This is a genomic window from Streptomyces sp. NPDC006174, assembly GCF_040614075.1.
GTDB lineage: Bacteria > Actinomycetota > Actinomycetes > Streptomycetales > Streptomycetaceae > Streptomyces.
Genome location: NZ_JBEXTJ010000006.1, coordinates 64,069 through 81,061, shown reverse-complemented (window position 1 = coordinate 81,061; position 16,993 = coordinate 64,069). Strand labels below are relative to the sequence as shown.

Below are 16,993 nucleotides of genomic sequence, written 5' to 3'. Positions count from 1 at the left end.
ACCGCCGCCGGGACGCACTCAGCCGTGCAGTGTCGCGAGAACCTCCTCGATCTCCTCGCCACGGGCCGGGGCGAAGCCGCGCTCCCGGCCGGTCACCACGAAGCCGCACTTCTCCAGCACCCGGAGCGAGCCGAGGTTGTCGGCCGCCGCCGACGCGTGCAGAGGGCGCGCGGGCGACTCCTGGAGGAACGCGCGCAGGGCTGCCGTCGCCAGTCCTCGGCCCCAGTGCGCACGGTCCATCCAGTACGTGACGTGGCGGTCGCCGGTCTCTCCGTACGCGCCCACATGGCCCACCACCACACCGTCCGCCACCACCGTGCGCATCACCGCTCCGCCGGATCCGGCGCGGATCCGCGCCCAGTGGGCGTCGAACGCGGCGCGGTCGGTGGGGTCCTCGGAGGTGAACGCGGCGACGCGCGTCGCCGCGGGGTCGCTCGTCAGGCGAAGAACAGCGGCAGGTCGCCGTCCTCCACCGGGCGCAGGACGATGTCCGTCATCAGAGCCTCCGCGTCGCGAGCGTGACCCGGTCGCGGGCGTCCAGCAAGGCGTCCTTGACCGTCTGTTCGTGGCCGGGGGTGAGGCGGGCCACCGGCACCGAGCAGCTGATCGCGTCGCGGGCCGGGGTCCGGTAGGGGATGGCCACGCCGAAGCAGCGCAGGCCGAGCGTGTTCTCCTCGCGGTCCACCGCGTAGCCCTGTTCGCGGACCAGGCGCAGTTCCTCGATGAGCTTCTCGCGGTCGGTGATGGTGTGTTCGGTCAGCGCGGGCAGCGTCTCGGGGAGCAGCTTGCGGACCTGCTCGTCGGTGTGGGTGGCCAGGAGCGCCTTGCCGAGCGCGGTGGAGTGCGCCGGGAGCCGGCGGCCGACGCGGGTGAAGGGGCGCAGGTAGTGCTGGGACTGGCGGGTGGCGAGGTAGACCACGTTCGTGCCGTCGAGCCGGGCCAGGTGGATGGTCTCCGTGGTGTCGTCGGAGAGCCGGTCCAGGGTCGGACGGGCGGCGGCCACGGCCTCGTCGCCGTCGATGTAGGAGGTGCCCACGAGGAGCGCGCGGACCCCGATCCCGTACCGCGTGCCCGTCGCGTCCGTCTCCACCCAGCCGAGTTCGACGAGCGTGCGCAGCAGCATGTAGAGGCTGGACTTGGGATAGCCCACGGCCTCCTGGACGGTGGCGAGCGAGTGCATGCCGGGACGGCCCGCGAAGTATTCGAGCAGCTCCACCGTCCGTACCGCGGACTTGACCTGTGCCCCACCGGGCTCGGCGACCGACATCGCCTCACGCTCCTTCTTCGGCTTCTGCGGCCGTTGCCAACACGGAAGGCCCGGAAATAGGGTCCGAGCACATTCACGGTCAGGAACTCTGTTCAGAATACCGAACGTGTTCGGCCGGTGTTCCAGGACCCGAGGAGAATCATGGTGGGTGCGGCACCAGTCCGGAGCGTCGACCCCGGCAGCGGGAACCCGCGCGAGCAGGTCGCGGTGGAGGCCACCGTCGAGGCGGAATGAGTCCGGGCTGAACTCTGCCGGGAGCACGTGGAGAGAACGGGGGACCGGCCGGTGCCGGTGACGCTGAAGTTCGACCAGCGGGCGATAGCCGTGGTCGAGCTGCTGGGAACGACGACGGAGTGCGACGACTTCGAGCAGGCGCTGCAGGAGAGGAGGTGGCCGATTCTCCAGAAGGAGGGCGGCCCCGCGACCGCGACGACCGCACGCACGACCCGCTATCTGCTGGAGTGCCGCTTCCCCGGCAGCCGGGTCAACGCCCGGCGCGGAGCGCGGGAGCGTATCGAGGTGGTCGGGGACGAGCTGCAGCTCGATCTCAACGTCGAGGTCACCGACCTCGTGGTCAGGGATCCCGAGGACCGGCCGGTCTGGTTCGCCTACGAGCGTCCGGCGGCCGATGAGCCTCCGGTGAACCCTTCTACGCGTCGGGTGCGGTGGCGGAGGCGGGCCCGGCGCTGGTGCGCGGAACGGCTCGCGCCCTACCGCACGGGGCGTCATGTCGCCGCCGCGTCACGCTCGCGAGCTCAGGAACTCGCCACGCGTACGCTGCCGGGCACGGTCACGCCCTCGTCGCGCGTCACGGTCCGCCGGTCCATCGGGACTCCGGACCCGGACCCGGGGGCCGTGATCGGGAGGCGGAGGCGAGAGGCCCGCGAGCTCGTCAAGCTCTGCCACGCCGCGGCGGCTCTCATCATCCTGTCGTCGCTGATCGCCCGCCTCTGGCCGCAGGGCCTCGCGGCCCGGTGGGTGCTGGGCGCGATGGCGGTGGCGGCCCTGGGACTGGCCGCCCACTGGCTGACCCGGATCATGCCCGGCAAACCCGGAGCCGCCCTGGGGTCGGCCCTGGCACTCGGCGTGTTTCACGGCCGCGATCGGGGCCGGGATCGAGGCCTCCGGGGAGTCCGGTGCGTTCCCGGGCTCCGTGGGCCTGGTGCTCGTCGCCGCCGGCTATGTGGTCTTCACAGGGATCCGCCTGCTGGTACGCCAGTGGAGCTGGCGCGTGGTCGCCCCCTGGCTGCTTCCCGCGCTGCTGCCGCTCACCCTGGGCTTCTTCCCGTCCCTGGGCCTGGGGCTCCACGCGCTTTACCTCGATGCCTTCGGCCTGAACCTGGAGGACGTGGAGATCCCGAGGCTCTGGCAGCTCATCGCCACGGTCAGGCTGGGGCTCGCGGTCAACCTCTGGCTCATCGCCCTGGCCGGGCTCGGGTATGTGCAGCATCTCCACTGGTGCGTACGCGACCGATGGCCCGCCTACACCCTGCTGGGCTTCTCCGCCCTGTCGCTGCTGTGGACCGGCTTCTGGAACCTCGGGCTCGAAACAGCCGCTCGCGCCGGGAACGACGCGGTGAGGGCGGCGGCATCACGGCAGGCCCCGGACGCGTACTTCGGCATCACCCCGCTGTGGGTGTGCGTGCGCCCCATCGGCCCGGCCGACGGCATCCATGTCGACGGAGGGGAGTTCCGGCCTTCCCGTCCGTACCTGAAGATCGGTGACGCGTCCGGGACCGCGGTGCTCTGGGACCCCGCCGAGAAGAGCGCGCTCAAGATGCCCATGGAGAAGCTCCGCGTCATCCCGGTGGACGGGCCGCCGAAGAGCTGCGCCCCCGCTCCGTGAAGCGCTCCGGCGAAGGCGGACAGTCCCGGGAATGACCAGGTCAGCTCCGGTGTTCGACTCAGAGGTCCGTCCTGCGGGGCGGCCTCCCCGAGCCGTCCGCGACCCCTGGAGAGTAGAAGAGTCATGCGCGTCGAGATCTGGTCCGACATCGCTTGTCCCTGGTGCTACATCGGCAAGGCCCGCTTCGAGAAGGCGCTCGCCGAGTTCGCCCACCGGGACGAGGTCGAGGTCGTGCACCGTTCCTTCGAGCTCGACCCCGGGCGGGCCAAGGGTGAGACCGAGCAGGTCGTCGAGATGCTGGCGACCAAGTACGGGCGGACCCGTGAGGAGGCCGCCGGAATGGAGGCCAACGTGGCGGCCAACGCGCGCGCGGAGGGGCTCGGTTACCGGACCGAGGGCCGGGACCACGGCAACACCTTCGACATCCACCGGCTGCTGCACCTGGCCAAGGCCCGCGGCCGCCAGGACGAGCTGCTGACCCTCACCTACCGGGCCAACTTCGCCGAGGAGCGGTCCGTCTTCGACGACGACGTGCTGCTCGCGCTCGCCGTGGAGGCCGGACTCGACGGTGACGAGGCGCGTGCGGTGCTCGCCGACCCCGAGGCCTACGCCGACGAGGTCCGGGCAGATGAGCGCGAGGCGGCCGAGCTGGGTGCCAACGCGGTGCCGTTCTTCGTGCTCGACCGACGGTACGGGATCTCCGGCGGCCAGCCCTCCGAGGTCTTCGTCCAGGCGCTGGAGCAGGCCTGGAAGGACCGTCCGGCCACCGCGCTGACCACCGTCGGCGGCGACGCGGCCGCCTGCGACACGGACGGTGCCTGCGAGGTCCCGAAGAGCTGAGCACCGCCGCCGGCATAAGCGTTTCTTGGATGCGCCCTACGGATTCCGGCAATTGACCGCGCGTCGCGGGGCCTCCAGGCTGAGCGTATGACGATCTCTCCGCTCAGCCAGGTGGCCGCCGCCGAGTTCGCGCCCGAGGTCACCTACCTCAACACTTCCAGCTGGGGGCTGCTGCCCCGCCGCACCATCGCCGCAGTCAAGGCCCTCGCCGACGAGAACGCCGCCGGCCGCCGGATCGGCGCGGGCAGCTTCGACGCGGTGGAGGCGGCCCGGTCCGGTTTCGCCCGGCTCGCCGGGGTCGAGCCGGACCGGGTCGCCACCGGCAGCTCGGTCACCGTCCATGTCGGGCTGATCGCCGCCTCGCTCCCGGCGGGCGCCGAAGTCCTGGCGCCGGAAGGCGAGTTCGCCTCCGTCGTCAGTCCGTTCGCGCTCCGCGGCGACCTGCGTATGCGGTACGTCCCGCTCACGGACCTCGCCGACGCCGTACGGCCCGCCACCGCGCTCGTCGCCTTCTCCTCGGTCCAGTCGGCCGACGGCCGGGTCGCCGACCTCGCCGCCGTCCGCGCGGCCGCCGCCGCCCACGGCGCCCGGACCCTGCTGGACGCCACCCAGTCGGCCGGCTGGTCGCCGCTGGACGCCGGAGCGTACGACTACACCGTCACCGGCGGTTTCAAGTTCCTGCTCTGCCCGCGCGGTACGTCGTTCCTCACCGTGACCGAGGAGGCGCAGGCCACCTTGCCGCACCTCTTCGCGGGCTGGGTCGCCGCCGGTGCGCCGTGGGCCGGCAACTACGGGCCGCTGGAGCGCGTCGCCTCCGGTGCGCGCGGCTTCGACGTGCCGCCCGCGTTCCTCTCGTACCACGGGGCCGAACACTCGCTCGCGCTGCTCGCGGAGATCGGCACCGACGCGCTGTACGCACACGCCACCTCGCTCGCCGCCCGGCTGCGCTCGGGGCTGGTGGAGCTGGGCCACAAGGTGGTGCCGGGGGAGTCGGCGATCGTCTCCGTGCCGGGGCTGGACGGCCGCCACGACGAGCTCACGCGGGCCGGGATCGCGGTCTCGGCACCTGCCGGCAACCTGCGGATCTCCTGCCACCTGTACAACACCGAGGCGGATGTGGACCGGGTGCTGGAGGTGCTGGGCTGAGGAGGGTTCAGCCGCGCTCCGGGCAGCCTTCCGTCTCCTGGCAGAGGTTGGCCTCCACCTTCGCCAGCAGCCGCGTCAGCTCCGTACGCTCGTCGCTCTCCAGCCCCGCCAGCGTGTGCTCCTCCAGGCTGCGCCACGCGTCCCGCACCGCCGTGTGCAGCGCGCAGCTCTCCGCCGTCGCCTCGACCAGGACCGCGCGCCGGTCGTCCGGGTCGGGACGGCGGCGCACATGGCCGGTCTGCTCCAGGCGCTGGAGCATCTTGGTGACCGTGGACGGGTCCAGGTCCAGCGTCCTGATCAGCTCGGACTGGCGGACCGGCCCCGAGTCCCACAGGTGCATCATCAGGAGCTCCTGGCCCGGATAGAGCCCCAGACCCTTGAGCAGCTTGCCCGCCGCGATCCGGTGCAGCCGGGCGACCCGGGAGACGGCGTGGCTCACGGGTCCGCCGAGCGCTGCTGCGGGCAGCGCGTCGGTACAGGCGACTTCCGCGGTGCCGGTGGTGGCGGTGTTCATGGCGGGCTCCTCGGTGCTGCTCCGATGGGGGCTTGTCTGGCGGCCGGAGCCTTCCGGACACTTTACCTTGGTCGGCCAATCAATGCGCTACAGTGACCGTCAGCGTCAATGGTTGGCCGACCACATACTCTTTTTATTGGTCGACCACATACTCTTCTGGGAGCCCTGATGACCACCGCTTTCGACCCCATCGATCTCTCCGGCACGCCGCTGGCCAACCGCATCGTGATGGCCCCGATGACCCGGAGCCGGGCGGGCGAGGGCGGTACGGCGACCGAGCTCACGGCCGCCTACTACGCCCAGCGCGCCTCGGCCGGCCTCGTCATCACCGAAGGCATCCAGCCCTCCGCCGTCGGCCAGGGCTATCCGTTCACGCCCGGGCTGCACAGCGCCGAGCAGGTGGCCTCCTGGCGCAAGGTCACCGACGCGGTGCACGCCGAGGGCGGCCGGATCTTCGCCCAGATCATGCACGCCGGCCGCATCGGCCACCCGGACCTGCTTCCCGACGGCCTGGTCCCGGTCGGCGCCTCGCCGGTCAAGGCCGCCGGCCAGGTCTACACCGCCGAGGGCCCCAAGGACTTCGTCGAGCCGCACGAGCTGACCGATGCCGAGATCCGGCAGACCATCGCCGACTTCGTCTCCGCCGCCCGCAACGCCGTCGAGGCCGGGTTCGACGGCGTGGAGCTGCACGGCGCCAACGGCTACCTCATCCACCAGTTCCTCGCGCCCAACACCAACCGGCGCACCGATGAGTGGGGCGGCTCGGAGAGCGCGCGCATCCGGTTCGCCGTGGAGGTCGTCAAGGCGGTCGCGGCCGAGATCGGCGGAGCCCGTACCGGACTGCGGATCTCGCCGTCCAACCCGTACAACGACATCGACGAGCCGGCTCCGGACGCCGTCTACACCGCGCTGGCCCAGGAGATCGAGCCGCTCGGCCTCGCCTACCTGCACATCCTGGAGGGCGCTCCGATCCGCGAACTGACCCTCCAGCTGCGCAAGGTGTTCACCGGCACCGTCCTGATCAACGTGCACTCCGACGGGCCGACCGGCCCGGACGACCACACCGTGATCGACGACGGTATCGCCGACCTCATCTCGTACGGCGTCCTCTTCCTCGCCAACCCGGACCTGCCTGCCCGGCTCAAGGCCAAAGGCCCCTTCAACACCCCGGACCCGTCGTCCTTCTTCGGCGGCGACGCCAAGGGCTACACCGACTACCCGGCGCTCGGCGCCGTCTGACCGTCCGCCGGCGGCTCCCCGTGCCACCGCCACGAGGTGAGGCGCGGACGGTCCGGCAGTTCGGCGCGGCCGGTGGCCCAGAGCAGGACGGTCCACCGGTCGCCGCCCGCCGGCGCTTCCGGGAAGAGCCGGGCCAGCACCCGGTCGCAGAGCGCGGCGGGCGGCGTCCAGTCAAGGCCCAGGCCCTCCGCGAGGTCATGGGTGTGCACGAGGGTCTCCACCACGCCCATCGCGGCGAAGCCCTCCGGGTCGGAGATGCCGAACGAGTGGTACGAGCGCACCTGAGGCGGCGTCGTCCGCGCCATCGCGGCCAGCAGCGCACCGCTCGCCTCCAAGGTCGCCAGCAGCCCGGCGGGCCCGGCCTCCCGGTCGGCGAAGACCGCGTTGGCCGGGCCGTCCGGCCGCTCCGGCGCCCACCGGTAAGGCACCTCACCGTCGAGCGGCGGCTTACGCGGGCCCAACTGGACGGCGTACGCGAAGAGATCGTCGCTCAGGTGCTCCACCGTCTCCCAGCAGCTCCACTCCAGCGTTCCGGCGGACTTGTCCCAGCTGTCCGCCGGAGCTCCGGCCAGTGTGTCCGCCGCGAGCCGGACGGCGGTGGTCACATCGTCGGCGGTCACCGGCAGCCGCGTCCCGCTCAGCGCGGCCCGCTCGGCCGCCGAGCACTCCACGCAGAACTCGTTGCCCTCCGGATCCGCCAGCGTCGCCCATCCCCGCCCGTCCGGCTTCCGGTGGTCACCGACCAGCGTGGCGCCGAGCGCGAGGAGCCGCTCCACCTCCTCGTCCCGCGTGCGGTCCTGCGGCTGGATGTCGAGGTGCACCTGGTTCCTGGCGGTCCTGGCGCCGGGCCCCTGGACGAAGAGGATCGCGGCGCCCGGGGTTTCGAGCAGGGCTTCCGGATCACCGGGGAAGTCGTCGTCGGCGAGCGGGGCGCCGAGCACCTTCGACCAGAAGCTGCCGAGCGCGTGGGCGTCGGCGCAGCCGACGGTGATGTGCCGTACGTGAGAAGTCATGGCCGCCACCCTCTCCGGCGGCCGGTGGCCTGGTCCAGCGAGTTACGCGGCAGGGCCCGGGACGGCGTACCGTCCCGGGCCCTGAGCTGTCTCCGCGAGGCGCTACTTCACCGGCGTGAAGTCCCGCGCCCCGATGAACTCGGGACGGCGGATCGGCGCCGCGAAGGGCTCCTGCGCCGCGTTCTCCACGCTGTTGAAGACGATGAAGACGTTCGAGCGCGCGTACGGCGTGATGTTGTCGCCCGACCCGTGCATGGCGTTGCAGTCGAACCAGGTCGCCGAACCGGCCTTGCCCGTGAAGAGCTTGATGCCGTGCCGGTCGGCCATCTTCGTCAGCGCCTCGTCGGACGGCGTGCCGGCGTCCTGCATCTGGAGCGACTTCTTGTAGTTGTCCCTCGGCGTCTCGCCCGCACAGCCGAGGAACGACTTGTGCGAACCGGGCATGATCATCAGCCCGCCGTTGGTGTCGAAGTTCTCCGTCAGCGCGATCGACACGGAGACGGTCCGCATGTTCGGCAGACCGTCCTCGGCGTGCCACGTCTCGAAGTCCGAGTGCCAGTAGAAGCCCGTGGCGCCGAAGCCCGGCTTCACGTTGATCCGGGACTGGTGGACGTACACGTCCGAGCCGAGGATCTGGCGGGCCCGGCCCACCACCCGCTCGTCGCGGACCAGACCGGCGAAGATCTCGCTGATCTTGTGGACCTCGAAGACGGACCGTACGTTCTGCGTCTGCTTCTCCACGATGGAGCGCTCGTCGGCACGGATCAGCGGGTCGGCGACCAGCCGGTCCAGCTCCGCGCGGTAGCCGGCGACCTCGTCCGGGGTGATGAGCTGGTCGACGGTGAGGAAGCCGTCGTGCTCGTAGCCCTGGAGATCCTTGGCGGCGATCGGGCCCGGTGCGCCCGGCGCGGACCAGATGACCGGGTCCTGGCGGGGAGTGGTCATCTCGGCGGCGCCGCGCGAGGGGTACAGATCGGCGCGTACTTCGGTGGTCATACGGTTCAGGCCTCCTCGGTCAGCAGTGGGTAGACACCGTTCTCGTCATGGTCCTCCCGTCCGGTGACGGGCGGGTTGAAGACGCACACGCAGCGGAAGTCGGTCTTGGGCCGCAGTGTGTGCCGCTCATGCCCGTCCAGCAGGTACATCGTGCCCGGCGAGATCCAGTGGGTCTCGCCGGTCTCGTCGTTGGTGAGCTCGGCCTCGCCCTCGGTGCACAGGACCGCTTCGATGTGGTTCGCGTACCACATGGAGGTCTCCGTACCCGCGTAGAGCACGGTCTCGTGGAGCGAGAAGCCCACCTTCTCCTTGGCGAGCACGATGCGCTTGCTCTCCCAGGTGCCGGACGCGGACTTCACATGCCGGTCGGTGTTCTCGATGTCCTTGAACGATCGGACGATCACGGTGAGCAGTGCCTTTCTCTTGAACTCCGCCCCGGGCCCGCGAGGCCCGGGGCGCTCCTTCTCGCCTGCCCCGGACTGGCCGGGTCAGGCCGTCTCGCGGACGCAGCGGGCCAGCGTGCGCAGGCCCTCGTCCAGCTCGTCGGTGGTGATGGTCAGCGGCGGCAGCAGCTTGACGACCTCGCTCTGCGGGCCCGAGGTCTCCAGCAGGAGCCCGAGCTCGAAGGCGCGGGCGCAGACCGCCGAGGCGCGCGCCGGGTCCTGGAACTCCATGCCCCAGACCAGGCCGCGGCCGCGGAACTGCGCGGTCGGCTCCTCGGCGCAGATGGCCAGCAGCGCCTGCTCGACCTGCTCGCCGCGGGCCAGGGTCTGCTTCTCCATCTGGCCGTCGGCCCAGTAGGCGTCCAGCACGGCGGCGGCCGTGACGAAGGCCGGGTTGTTGCCGCGGAAGGTGCCGTTGTGCTCGCCCGGCTCCCAGATGTCCAGCTCCGGCTTGAACAGGCAGAGCGACATCGGCAGGCCGTAGCCGCTGATGGACTTCGACAGCGTGACGATGTCCGGGACGATGCCGGCCTCCTCGAAGGAGAAGAAGCCGCCGGTGCGGCCGCAGCCCATCTGGATGTCGTCGACGATCAGCAGCATGTCCTGGCGCTCGCACAGCTCCTTGAGCGCGCGCAGCCACTCGGCGCGGGCCACATTGATGCCGCCCTCGCCCTGGACCGTCTCCACGATCACGGCGGCGGGCTTGTTGAGCCCGGAGCCCTGGTCCTCGAGGAGCCGCTCGAACCAGAGGAAGTCCGGGACGGTGCCGTCGAAGTAGTTGTCGAACGGCATCGGCGTGCCGTGCACCAGCGGGATGCCGGCGCCGGCGCGCTTGAACGCGTTGCCGGTGACGGCGAGCGAGCCCAGCGACATGCCGTGGAAGGCGTTGGTGAACGAGACGACCGACTCGCGGCCCTTGACCTTACGGGCCAGCTTCAGCGCCGACTCGACGGCGTTGGTGCCGGTCGGGCCGGGGAACATGACCTTGTACGGGAGGTCGCGCGGGCGCAGGATGACGTTCTGGAACGTCTCCAGGAAGGCGCGCTTGGCGGTGGTCGCCATGTCCAGGCCGTGGGTGATGCCGTCGCGCTCGATGTAGTCGATCAGCGCTCGTTTCAGCACCGGGTTGTTGTGGCCGTAGTTGAGCGAGCCGGCCCCGGCGAAGAAGTCCAGGTAGGAGTGGCCGTCCTCGTCGGTCAGCCGAGCGCCCTGCGCGCGGTCGAACACGGCGGGCCAGCCGCGGCAGTAGCTACGGACCTCCGACTCCAGGGTCTCGAAGACGCTCAGTGCGGGCGGTGTGATGGTCACAGCGGATCTCCTGCGTGAGGGGGTGTGACGGGCAGTGGTCGGTGCTCCCTGCCGCACGGAGGCGGCCGGGACCGCGCCGGATGGTCGGCCGGCGCGAAAAGTCGTGGGGAAACGGGCGTACGGGTCAGGTACGCCGGGCCGTGGCCGGGTGGCGCACGGGGCCGGTGCGGCGGTCGGGGCCGCCGCGGCCGGTGTGGCTGCCGCGGCTCGGGTGACTCAGACGGCTCAGTCCGCGAAGGGACCTATCCGGTAGAGGACCTCCGGCAGGTGCGTGCCTTCGGGGAACAGCCCTCCGTCGAAGAGCACCTCCTGCTCCAGCGGGACGTCGTGCCGCTGGGCGTAGGACGTGAACAGCCGGTCGGACGCGGTGTTGTCCGGGGTGATCGTCGTCTCGACGCAGGAGAGTCCCTGGTCGGCGGCGACCCGGGCGGTCAGCGCGTCCAACAGCGTGGCGGCCAGACCCTTGCCGCGGTGGGCCCCGTCGACGGCGACCTGCCAGACGACGAGGGTCTCGGGGCGGTCGGGACGGATGTAGCCGGTGACGAAGGCGATCGGCTCGCCGTCCTCGCCACGGGCGACGGCGGACGTCGCGGCGAAGTCACGACACCACAGCAGGTAGCTGTACGAGGAGTTCAGGTCCAGGACCTCGGAGTCGCGGGCGATGCGCCAGATCGCGGCTCCGTCCTCCACTCGCGGCGTGTCGATACTCAGGAATTCGCTTCGGGCACGGGCAAAATCTGCTGGTGCGGCGGTCATGCGAATTGAATTTACCCAGCAAATTTCTAAATTGCATCGCGGCAAAGGGTTGGGTGGAGCGCTCGTATGTGTTATCAGGCGTGCGCGAGATCCCCCATGATCTGGGCGCGATTTCCCAATCTTTGTCCTGAATTTTTCGGGCATAACGCCGCTCGTGTGGAGTCGGTCACAGGGTTGTAACTCCTCTGAGACGCGTCCGAATCATGAAGTTCGAGCCCCGAAGAAACTTTCGCGTTTAGGCGACGGGAAAGCGGGCAGAAGAATGCGGGGAGCTGCTTTCGATAAAGCAGCTCCCCGCATTATGAATATCAGAGGCCCGGCGAGGTTTCCGCCACCGCACGGCGGGCAGCATCGAAATCGACCTGCCGGCCCGTAGCGGCCAGCGCCGCCCCCAGAGCCGCGAGCGAGGTCAGCACCGCGCTCGCCGTCGCGTCCGACCCGTAGTGATTGACCCGGATCATCTCCTTGGCCAGCGCCCCGCCGCCCGCGATGAGCGGCAGCGAGGGCTCCAGCTCCAGCGCCCGCGCCACCAGCGCGGAGGCGTCCGTCCCGGCCGGAGCGCGCAGCGTCGTGGCCACCGGAGCGGCGTCCCGCGCCTGGAGGACGTACGGCTCCAGACCGCCGCCGAGCGCCACCGCACCCGCCCGGGTCGCCGCCGCGGCCGCCGCGTGGCGGGCCGTCACGGCATCCAGGCCGTCCTCCTCGATCCGCTCCAGACACGCCTCCAGGCCCAGCATCTCCAGCTGCGCCGGAGCGTGCGGCAGAGCCTTGCGGCCGCCGTCGATCCAGCGCTCCTTCCAGTCCAGGAGCGAGAGGTACGAGCGGCGCGGCGCGGCCGGATTGGCGGCGATCCGCTCCCAGGCCCGCGCGCTCACCGACACCGCCGAGACCCCGGCCGGACCGCCCATCGCCTTCTGCGCGCCGATCACGCACAGGTCCACGCCCCAGGCGTCCGGCAGCAGCGGCTCGGCGGCCACCGAGGCGACCGCGTCCAGCATGAACAGCGCCCCGTGCGCCCGCACCACCTCACCGATCTCCGCGACCGGGTTGGTGTTGCCGGTCGCCGCCTCCGCGTGCACCAGCGAGACGAAGTCGATCTCCGGGTGCTCGGCGAGCGCCTCGGCGACCTGGCCGGCGGTGACCGCGGTGTGGAAGGGCACGGTGAGGTCGACGACCTCGGCGCCGCAGTCCCGCAGCCAGTTGCCGAAGGTCTGCCCGTACGGTCCGGTCACCACGTTCAGCGCGGTCGAGCCGGGCCGGGCGCCGCCGCGGATGCAGCCCTCCAGCGGCAGCAGCGCCTCGCCCTGCGTGATGACGACGTCCTGCTCGGTGGCGAGGAGCGCGGCCACCCGCCGCTCGATGGCCGCGAAGTGCGCGGCGGTCAGTGGCGGGAGGTCGAGGAAGGGGTGCGTCACGGTGGGGCTCTCTCCGGGTCGGTCGGGCCGTCTTCTCTGGCGCGGGCGGCGGGTCCGGCTCGCGGCCGACGCCCTCCTCGCAGCCTACCGAGGGCCTCGTACAGTGCCGCTATGAGTGATCAGGTGCGCGAGCGGGACGGGCAGCGGGTGCTGCGGGTGAAGGGACGGGTCCTCGTCGGGCCGGACGAGGTGCGCGACGAACTGTGGGCCGTGGACGGACACATCACCTACGAGCGGCCGCCGGGCGCGGAGAGCGCGGAGACCGTCACCGGCTGGGCGCTGCCCGGACTTGTCGACGCGCACTGCCATGTCGGTCTGGACCGGCACGGCCCGGTCGACGCGGCGACCGCCGAGAAGCAGGCGCTCACCGACCGGGAGGCCGGGACCCTGCTCATCCGGGACGCCGGATCGCCGTCCGACACCCGCTGGATCGACGGTCGCGAGGACCTGCCGAAAATCATCCGGGCCGGCCGCCACATCGCCAGGACCCGGCGCTACATCCGTAACTACGCGCATGAGATCGAGCCCGGCGACCTCGTCGCGTACGTCGCGCAGGAGGCCCGGCGCGGCGACGGCTGGGTCAAGCTGGTGGGGGACTGGATCGACCGGGACGCGGGTGACCTCACCGCCTGCTGGCCGCGCGGCGAGGTGGAGGCCGCCATCGCCGAGGCGCACCGGCTCGGTGCCCGGGTCACCGCGCACTGCTTCGCCGAGGAGTCGCTGCGCGATCTGGTGGAGGCGGGCATCGACTGCGTCGAACACGCCACCGGCCTCACCGAGGAGACCATCCCGCTCTTCGCCGAGCGCGGCGTCGCCATCGTCCCGACGCTGGTCAACATCGCCACGTTCCCGGACCTCGCGGCGGGCGGCGAGGCCAAGTTCCCGCGCTGGTCGGCGCATCTGCGGCAGCTGTACGAGCGGCGCTACGACACCGTCCGGTCCGCGTACGACGCCGGCATCCCGGTCTACGTCGGCACCGACGCGGGCGGTTCGCTGGCGCACGGCCTGGTCGCCGGCGAGGTCGCCGAGCTGGTGAAGGCGGGCATCCCGCCGCTGGAGGCGCTCTCGGCCACGGCGTGGGGCGCGAGGCGGTGGCTGGGGCGGCCGGGTCTTGAGGAAGGCGCTCCGGCGGACCTGGTCGTGTACGAGGAGGACCCGCGCGCGGACGTCCGGGTGCTGGCGGCCCCGCGCCACATCGTGCTGAACGGGCGGGTCGTCGGCTGAAGTTGCGCTGGGTTGACCGGCAGTGACGGAACGGCCTCCCGGCTCGTTGATGTGGTCCGCTCGTCCAGCGCCCCGGCTTCCGGTGTGTGAAACGGGTGAGGCTGCGAGGCAGGAGGGAACACAGGTACCGAAAGATTCGAATATGCGCACGGAAACCCCCCTTTGGGGTGAACTCACTTCAGGTATCCGCCAGTTCACCCACAGTGCGTAAAGATTCACGGAGTCGAGGTCACCGGCGCAGGCGATGTCCCCCATTGGACTGTGCCGGTGGCTCCATGTCTCTTGTGGGGGTTCCACCATCTTGAACAGCAACACCTTCCTTCTTGCTGCCCTGGCGGTCGCCACCGCTCCCGTCGCTCTGTTTGCCGCCGTCCCCGCGCAGGCAGCCCCGGCGACGCCCGCCACCGGCGGCGAGGGCAAGGCGAGCGCGGTCGTGCTCCGTACCGCGCTCGACGTCTCGCTCCTCAACAAGTCCGTCCAGGTGCCGCTCAAGGTCACGCTCAACGAGGTGCAGGCGCCGGCGAGCGCCGAGAAGACCGCGCTCTCGGTGAACCTGGACGGCGTGGAAGGCGGAAAGCCGGTCAGCGTCCTGCGCGCCGACGTGGCCACCGCCGGCGCCACCGTGGACGAGAAGAAGGCCGAGGGCCACGCCAACCTGGTCAAGGCCCGGGTCCATGTGCCCGGACTGCCGCTGCTCTCGCTCATCGAGGTCGAGAAGGTGACCTCCAAGGCGCTCTGCGAGGTCGGCGAGCAGCCCGTCGCCGAGTCGAACGTGCTCGGTCACGTCAAGGTGCTCGGCCAGAAGGTGACGCTCTCCGCGGGCGGTCCGACCCTGGTCACGGTGCCGGGCGTCGGTGAGGTCAGCCTCGACCTGTCGAAGACGGAGACCACCTCGCGTACGGCGGCGGCGACGGCGCTCCAGCTCAAGGTCGCGATCAATCCGCTCGATCTCAACGTGGCCGAGGTGAACGGCGAGGTCACACTGGCCCAGGCGACCTGCGAGACCCCGAAGACGCCGGAGGAGCCGGGCGGCACCGACGGCGGGTCCACGGGTGGCTCCGGCGGCGGTGACACCGTTGGTTCCACGGGCGGGTCCACCGGCGGTGACCAGGGCGGCTCAACCGGCGGTTCCGACGGTGGCACCGATGTGAAGCCGCAGACCGGTTCCGGCACCACGCCCAACCTCGCCGAGACCGGCGGCAGCTCCTCCACTCCGTACATCGCGGGCGGCGCGGCCCTGCTGCTCGCGGTCGGCGCGGGCGCCACGGTGGTCGCGCGCCGGCGCAGCGGCAGCGCGCAGAGCTGATCCTGGCTCGCCCATAGGACCCGGGGGCGGCGTTCGTACGACGGAACGCCGCCTCCTGGGCTCAGCGTCCGGTGCGTGCGGGCAGCGCCTGGACGGCCTGGTCCAAGGCCTGGAGGAAGCGGTTGGTCGTCGCCCGGTCGCGGACGGCCAGCCGCAGCCACTGCGGCCCGAGCCCCGGGAACGTATCGCCGCGCCGGGCCGCGAAGCCCAGCAGCCGCAGCCGCTCCCGGATCTCCGCCGCCCGCTCCAGCCGGACCAGGACGAACGGCCCGGAGGCCTCCTCCACCGCCCGCACCTCGCTGAACTCCGCCAGCCCGGCCAGCAGGTGCGCCCGGTCCACCGTGATCCGGTCCGCCGCCTCCGCCGCCTCCACCAGCGCCCGCGGCTCCATGCACGCCTGGGCCGCCGCCAGCGCCGGGGACGACACCGGCCACAGCGGTTGCGCCTCGGCCAGCAGCGCGATCGTCTCCGGCTCGGCCAGGACGTAGCCGATCCGCAGCCCGGCCAGTCCCCATGTCTTGGTCAGGCTGCGCAGCACGACCAGGCCCGGAATGTCCGTCCGCCCGCACAACGCCTCGCGCTCGCCCGGCACCACGTCCATGAACGCCTCGTCCACCACCAGCGTCCGGCCCGGTCTTGCCAGCCGCTCCAGCAGCGCCGCCGGATGCAGCACGGACGTCGGGTTGGTGGGGTTGCCGACCACCACCAGATCCGCCTCCTCCGGCACCGCCGCCGGATCGAGCCGGAAGCCGTCCTCCGCCCGCAGCAGCACCCGACCCACTCCGTGCCCGGCCGCCCGCAGCGCCGCCTCCGGCTCGGTGAACTGCGGATGCACGACCACCGGACACCGGGCCGGCAGCGCCCGCGCGATCAGCACGAACGCCTCCGCCGCGCCCGCCGTCAGCAGGACACGCTCCACCGGCAGTCCGTGCCGCTCGGCGACCGCCGCCCGGGCCGGTGTGCCATCGGGGTAGGCGGCCAGCGAAACGAGAGAGGCGGCTATCCGCTGACGCAGCCACTCCGGCGGTGTGTGGGTCCGGACGTTCACGGCGAGATCGGTCAGATTCTCGCCGCGCACCTCCGCGTCGCCGTGGTGCCGCAGGTCGGGCCCGGCGCTCTCGATGTCTCGCGTGGGGGGATGTGTGGGGGGAGTCATGGCTGCCATGGTGAACGGGCCGGGGCCTTCCGTCACGAGTGGGGTGGAAGTTTTCTCGCCGGAAACAGCGAAAGGCGCAAGGACGGCCGGAAAGCGGCGGGCCACCGCACAGGTCGCCAGGCCCTGGCCGGTGGACTTCGCGACCACCAGCTCGTCCGCGCCGATCAGCGCCGCCGCCTCCGCCACCGACGGCGTGCCCACCGCATCGGCCGCCGTACCCGACGGGTTCGGCACGCGCACCGCCGCCAGCGCCGCCGCCGGATACGTTCGCACCGGCACCCCGAGCCGCGCCGCGGCTCCCACGATCCCCGGCTCGTCCGCCTTCGCGTCGACCGTCGCCACCTCCACCACATCGGCGGTCCGCAACCCGGCTCCGCGCAGCGTCCGCTCGATCAGGCCGAACACCGCGTCGGCCGGTGCGTCCCGGCGGGCGCCGACCCCGACGACCAGGTTCCGCACACCGGGCTCAGGGGTGGGGGTCGTCATGGCGGAGCCTGCCTTTCACGTCAAGGGGTGGGAGGTGG

At 71.6% G+C, this 16,993-nt stretch carries 15 protein-coding genes and 1 pseudogene; 6 read left to right on the top strand and 10 right to left on the bottom strand.

From position 1 onward, the window contains the following. Positions 1-18 precede the first annotated feature (18 nt). Together ABZ267_RS15045 and ABZ267_RS15040 are read right to left on the bottom strand one after the other, a co-directional pair. Positions 19-497: pseudogene (locus ABZ267_RS15045) on the bottom strand (GNAT family N-acetyltransferase). Next, on the bottom strand, positions 497-1,267 hold the full coding sequence (locus ABZ267_RS15040) for an IclR family transcriptional regulator (protein WP_356364033.1): 771 nt from the start codon (positions 1,265-1,267) through the stop codon (positions 497-499). The pseudogene ABZ267_RS15045 and the gene ABZ267_RS15040 overlap by 1 nt, the downstream one beginning before the upstream one ends. Positions 1,268-2,420: 1,153 nt before the next feature. On the opposite strand from ABZ267_RS15040, the gene ABZ267_RS15035 reads away from it, so the two are divergent. From ABZ267_RS15035 to ABZ267_RS15025, 3 genes are all read left to right on the top strand, one after another. Further along, entirely contained in the window at positions 2,421-3,113 is a 693-nt protein-coding gene (locus tag ABZ267_RS15035) for a hypothetical protein (protein WP_356748512.1), read from the top strand. 123 nt (positions 3,114-3,236) lie between these two features. Continuing rightward, entirely contained in the window at positions 3,237-3,953 is a 717-nt protein-coding gene (locus ABZ267_RS15030) for a DsbA family oxidoreductase (protein ID WP_356748510.1), read from the top strand. An 87-nt stretch (positions 3,954-4,040) separates the two neighbouring features. Continuing rightward, the gene (locus ABZ267_RS15025; RefSeq protein ID WP_356748508.1) at positions 4,041-5,099 is read left to right on the top strand and encodes an aminotransferase class V-fold PLP-dependent enzyme; all 1,059 of its coding nucleotides are present in this window, start codon (positions 4,041-4,043) and stop codon (positions 5,097-5,099) included. 7 nt (positions 5,100-5,106) lie between these two features. Here the strand turns inward: ABZ267_RS15025 and ABZ267_RS15020 are convergent, their stop codons facing one another. After that, a complete protein-coding gene (locus ABZ267_RS15020; RefSeq protein WP_356748506.1) occupies positions 5,107-5,613 on the bottom strand; it encodes a MarR family winged helix-turn-helix transcriptional regulator in 507 nt (168 codons plus the stop codon). 168 nt (positions 5,614-5,781) lie between these two features. On the opposite strand from ABZ267_RS15020, the gene ABZ267_RS15015 reads away from it, so the two are divergent. Next, on the top strand, positions 5,782-6,852 hold the full coding sequence (locus ABZ267_RS15015; RefSeq protein ID WP_356748504.1) for an alkene reductase: 1,071 nt from the start codon (positions 5,782-5,784) through the stop codon (positions 6,850-6,852). Here the strand turns inward: ABZ267_RS15015 and ABZ267_RS15010 are convergent. From ABZ267_RS15010 to ABZ267_RS14985, 6 genes are all read right to left on the bottom strand, one after another. Continuing rightward, positions 6,828-7,865: a VOC family protein gene (locus tag ABZ267_RS15010; RefSeq protein WP_356748502.1), complete on the bottom strand. Its 1,038-nt coding sequence runs from the start codon at positions 7,863-7,865 to the stop codon at positions 6,828-6,830. The two genes, ABZ267_RS15015 and ABZ267_RS15010, sit on opposite strands and share 25 nt — an antisense overlap. Before the next feature lie 102 nt (positions 7,866-7,967). Further along, entirely contained in the window at positions 7,968-8,861 is an 894-nt protein-coding gene (gene thpD, locus ABZ267_RS15005; RefSeq protein ID WP_356748500.1) for an ectoine hydroxylase, read from the bottom strand. 5 nt (positions 8,862-8,866) lie between these two features. Then, complete coding sequence (locus ABZ267_RS15000; protein ID WP_018512207.1) at positions 8,867-9,265, bottom strand: ectoine synthase; 399 nt, start codon at positions 9,263-9,265, stop codon at positions 8,867-8,869. An 84-nt stretch (positions 9,266-9,349) separates the two neighbouring features. Next, entirely contained in the window at positions 9,350-10,612 is a 1,263-nt protein-coding gene (gene ectB, locus ABZ267_RS14995; RefSeq protein WP_356748498.1) for a diaminobutyrate--2-oxoglutarate transaminase, read from the bottom strand. A gap of 225 nt (positions 10,613-10,837) precedes the next feature. Further along, entirely contained in the window at positions 10,838-11,368 is a 531-nt protein-coding gene (ectA, locus tag ABZ267_RS14990) for a diaminobutyrate acetyltransferase (RefSeq protein WP_356748496.1), read from the bottom strand. Positions 11,369-11,676: 308 nt separating this feature from the next. Continuing rightward, positions 11,677-12,783, bottom strand: coding sequence for an aminotransferase class V-fold PLP-dependent enzyme (locus ABZ267_RS14985; protein WP_356748494.1), 1,107 nt, complete (start codon positions 12,781-12,783; stop codon positions 11,677-11,679). 111 nt (positions 12,784-12,894) lie between these two features. Between ABZ267_RS14985 and ABZ267_RS14980 the strand changes: the two genes are divergently transcribed. Together ABZ267_RS14980 and ABZ267_RS14975 are read left to right on the top strand one after the other, a co-directional pair. Further along, positions 12,895-14,007: an amidohydrolase family protein gene (locus ABZ267_RS14980; protein WP_356748492.1), complete on the top strand. Its 1,113-nt coding sequence runs from the start codon at positions 12,895-12,897 to the stop codon at positions 14,005-14,007. A 301-nt stretch (positions 14,008-14,308) separates the two neighbouring features. After that, entirely contained in the window at positions 14,309-15,313 is a 1,005-nt protein-coding gene (locus tag ABZ267_RS14975; RefSeq protein ID WP_356748490.1) for an SCO1860 family LAETG-anchored protein, read from the top strand. Between the two features lie 61 nt (positions 15,314-15,374). On the opposite strand, the gene cobC is transcribed toward ABZ267_RS14975, so the two are convergent. Continuing rightward, the gene (gene cobC, locus ABZ267_RS14970) at positions 15,375-16,955 is read right to left on the bottom strand and encodes an Rv2231c family pyridoxal phosphate-dependent protein CobC (RefSeq protein ID WP_356748488.1); all 1,581 of its coding nucleotides are present in this window, start codon (positions 16,953-16,955) and stop codon (positions 15,375-15,377) included. Between the last annotated feature and the right edge of the window lie 38 nt (positions 16,956-16,993).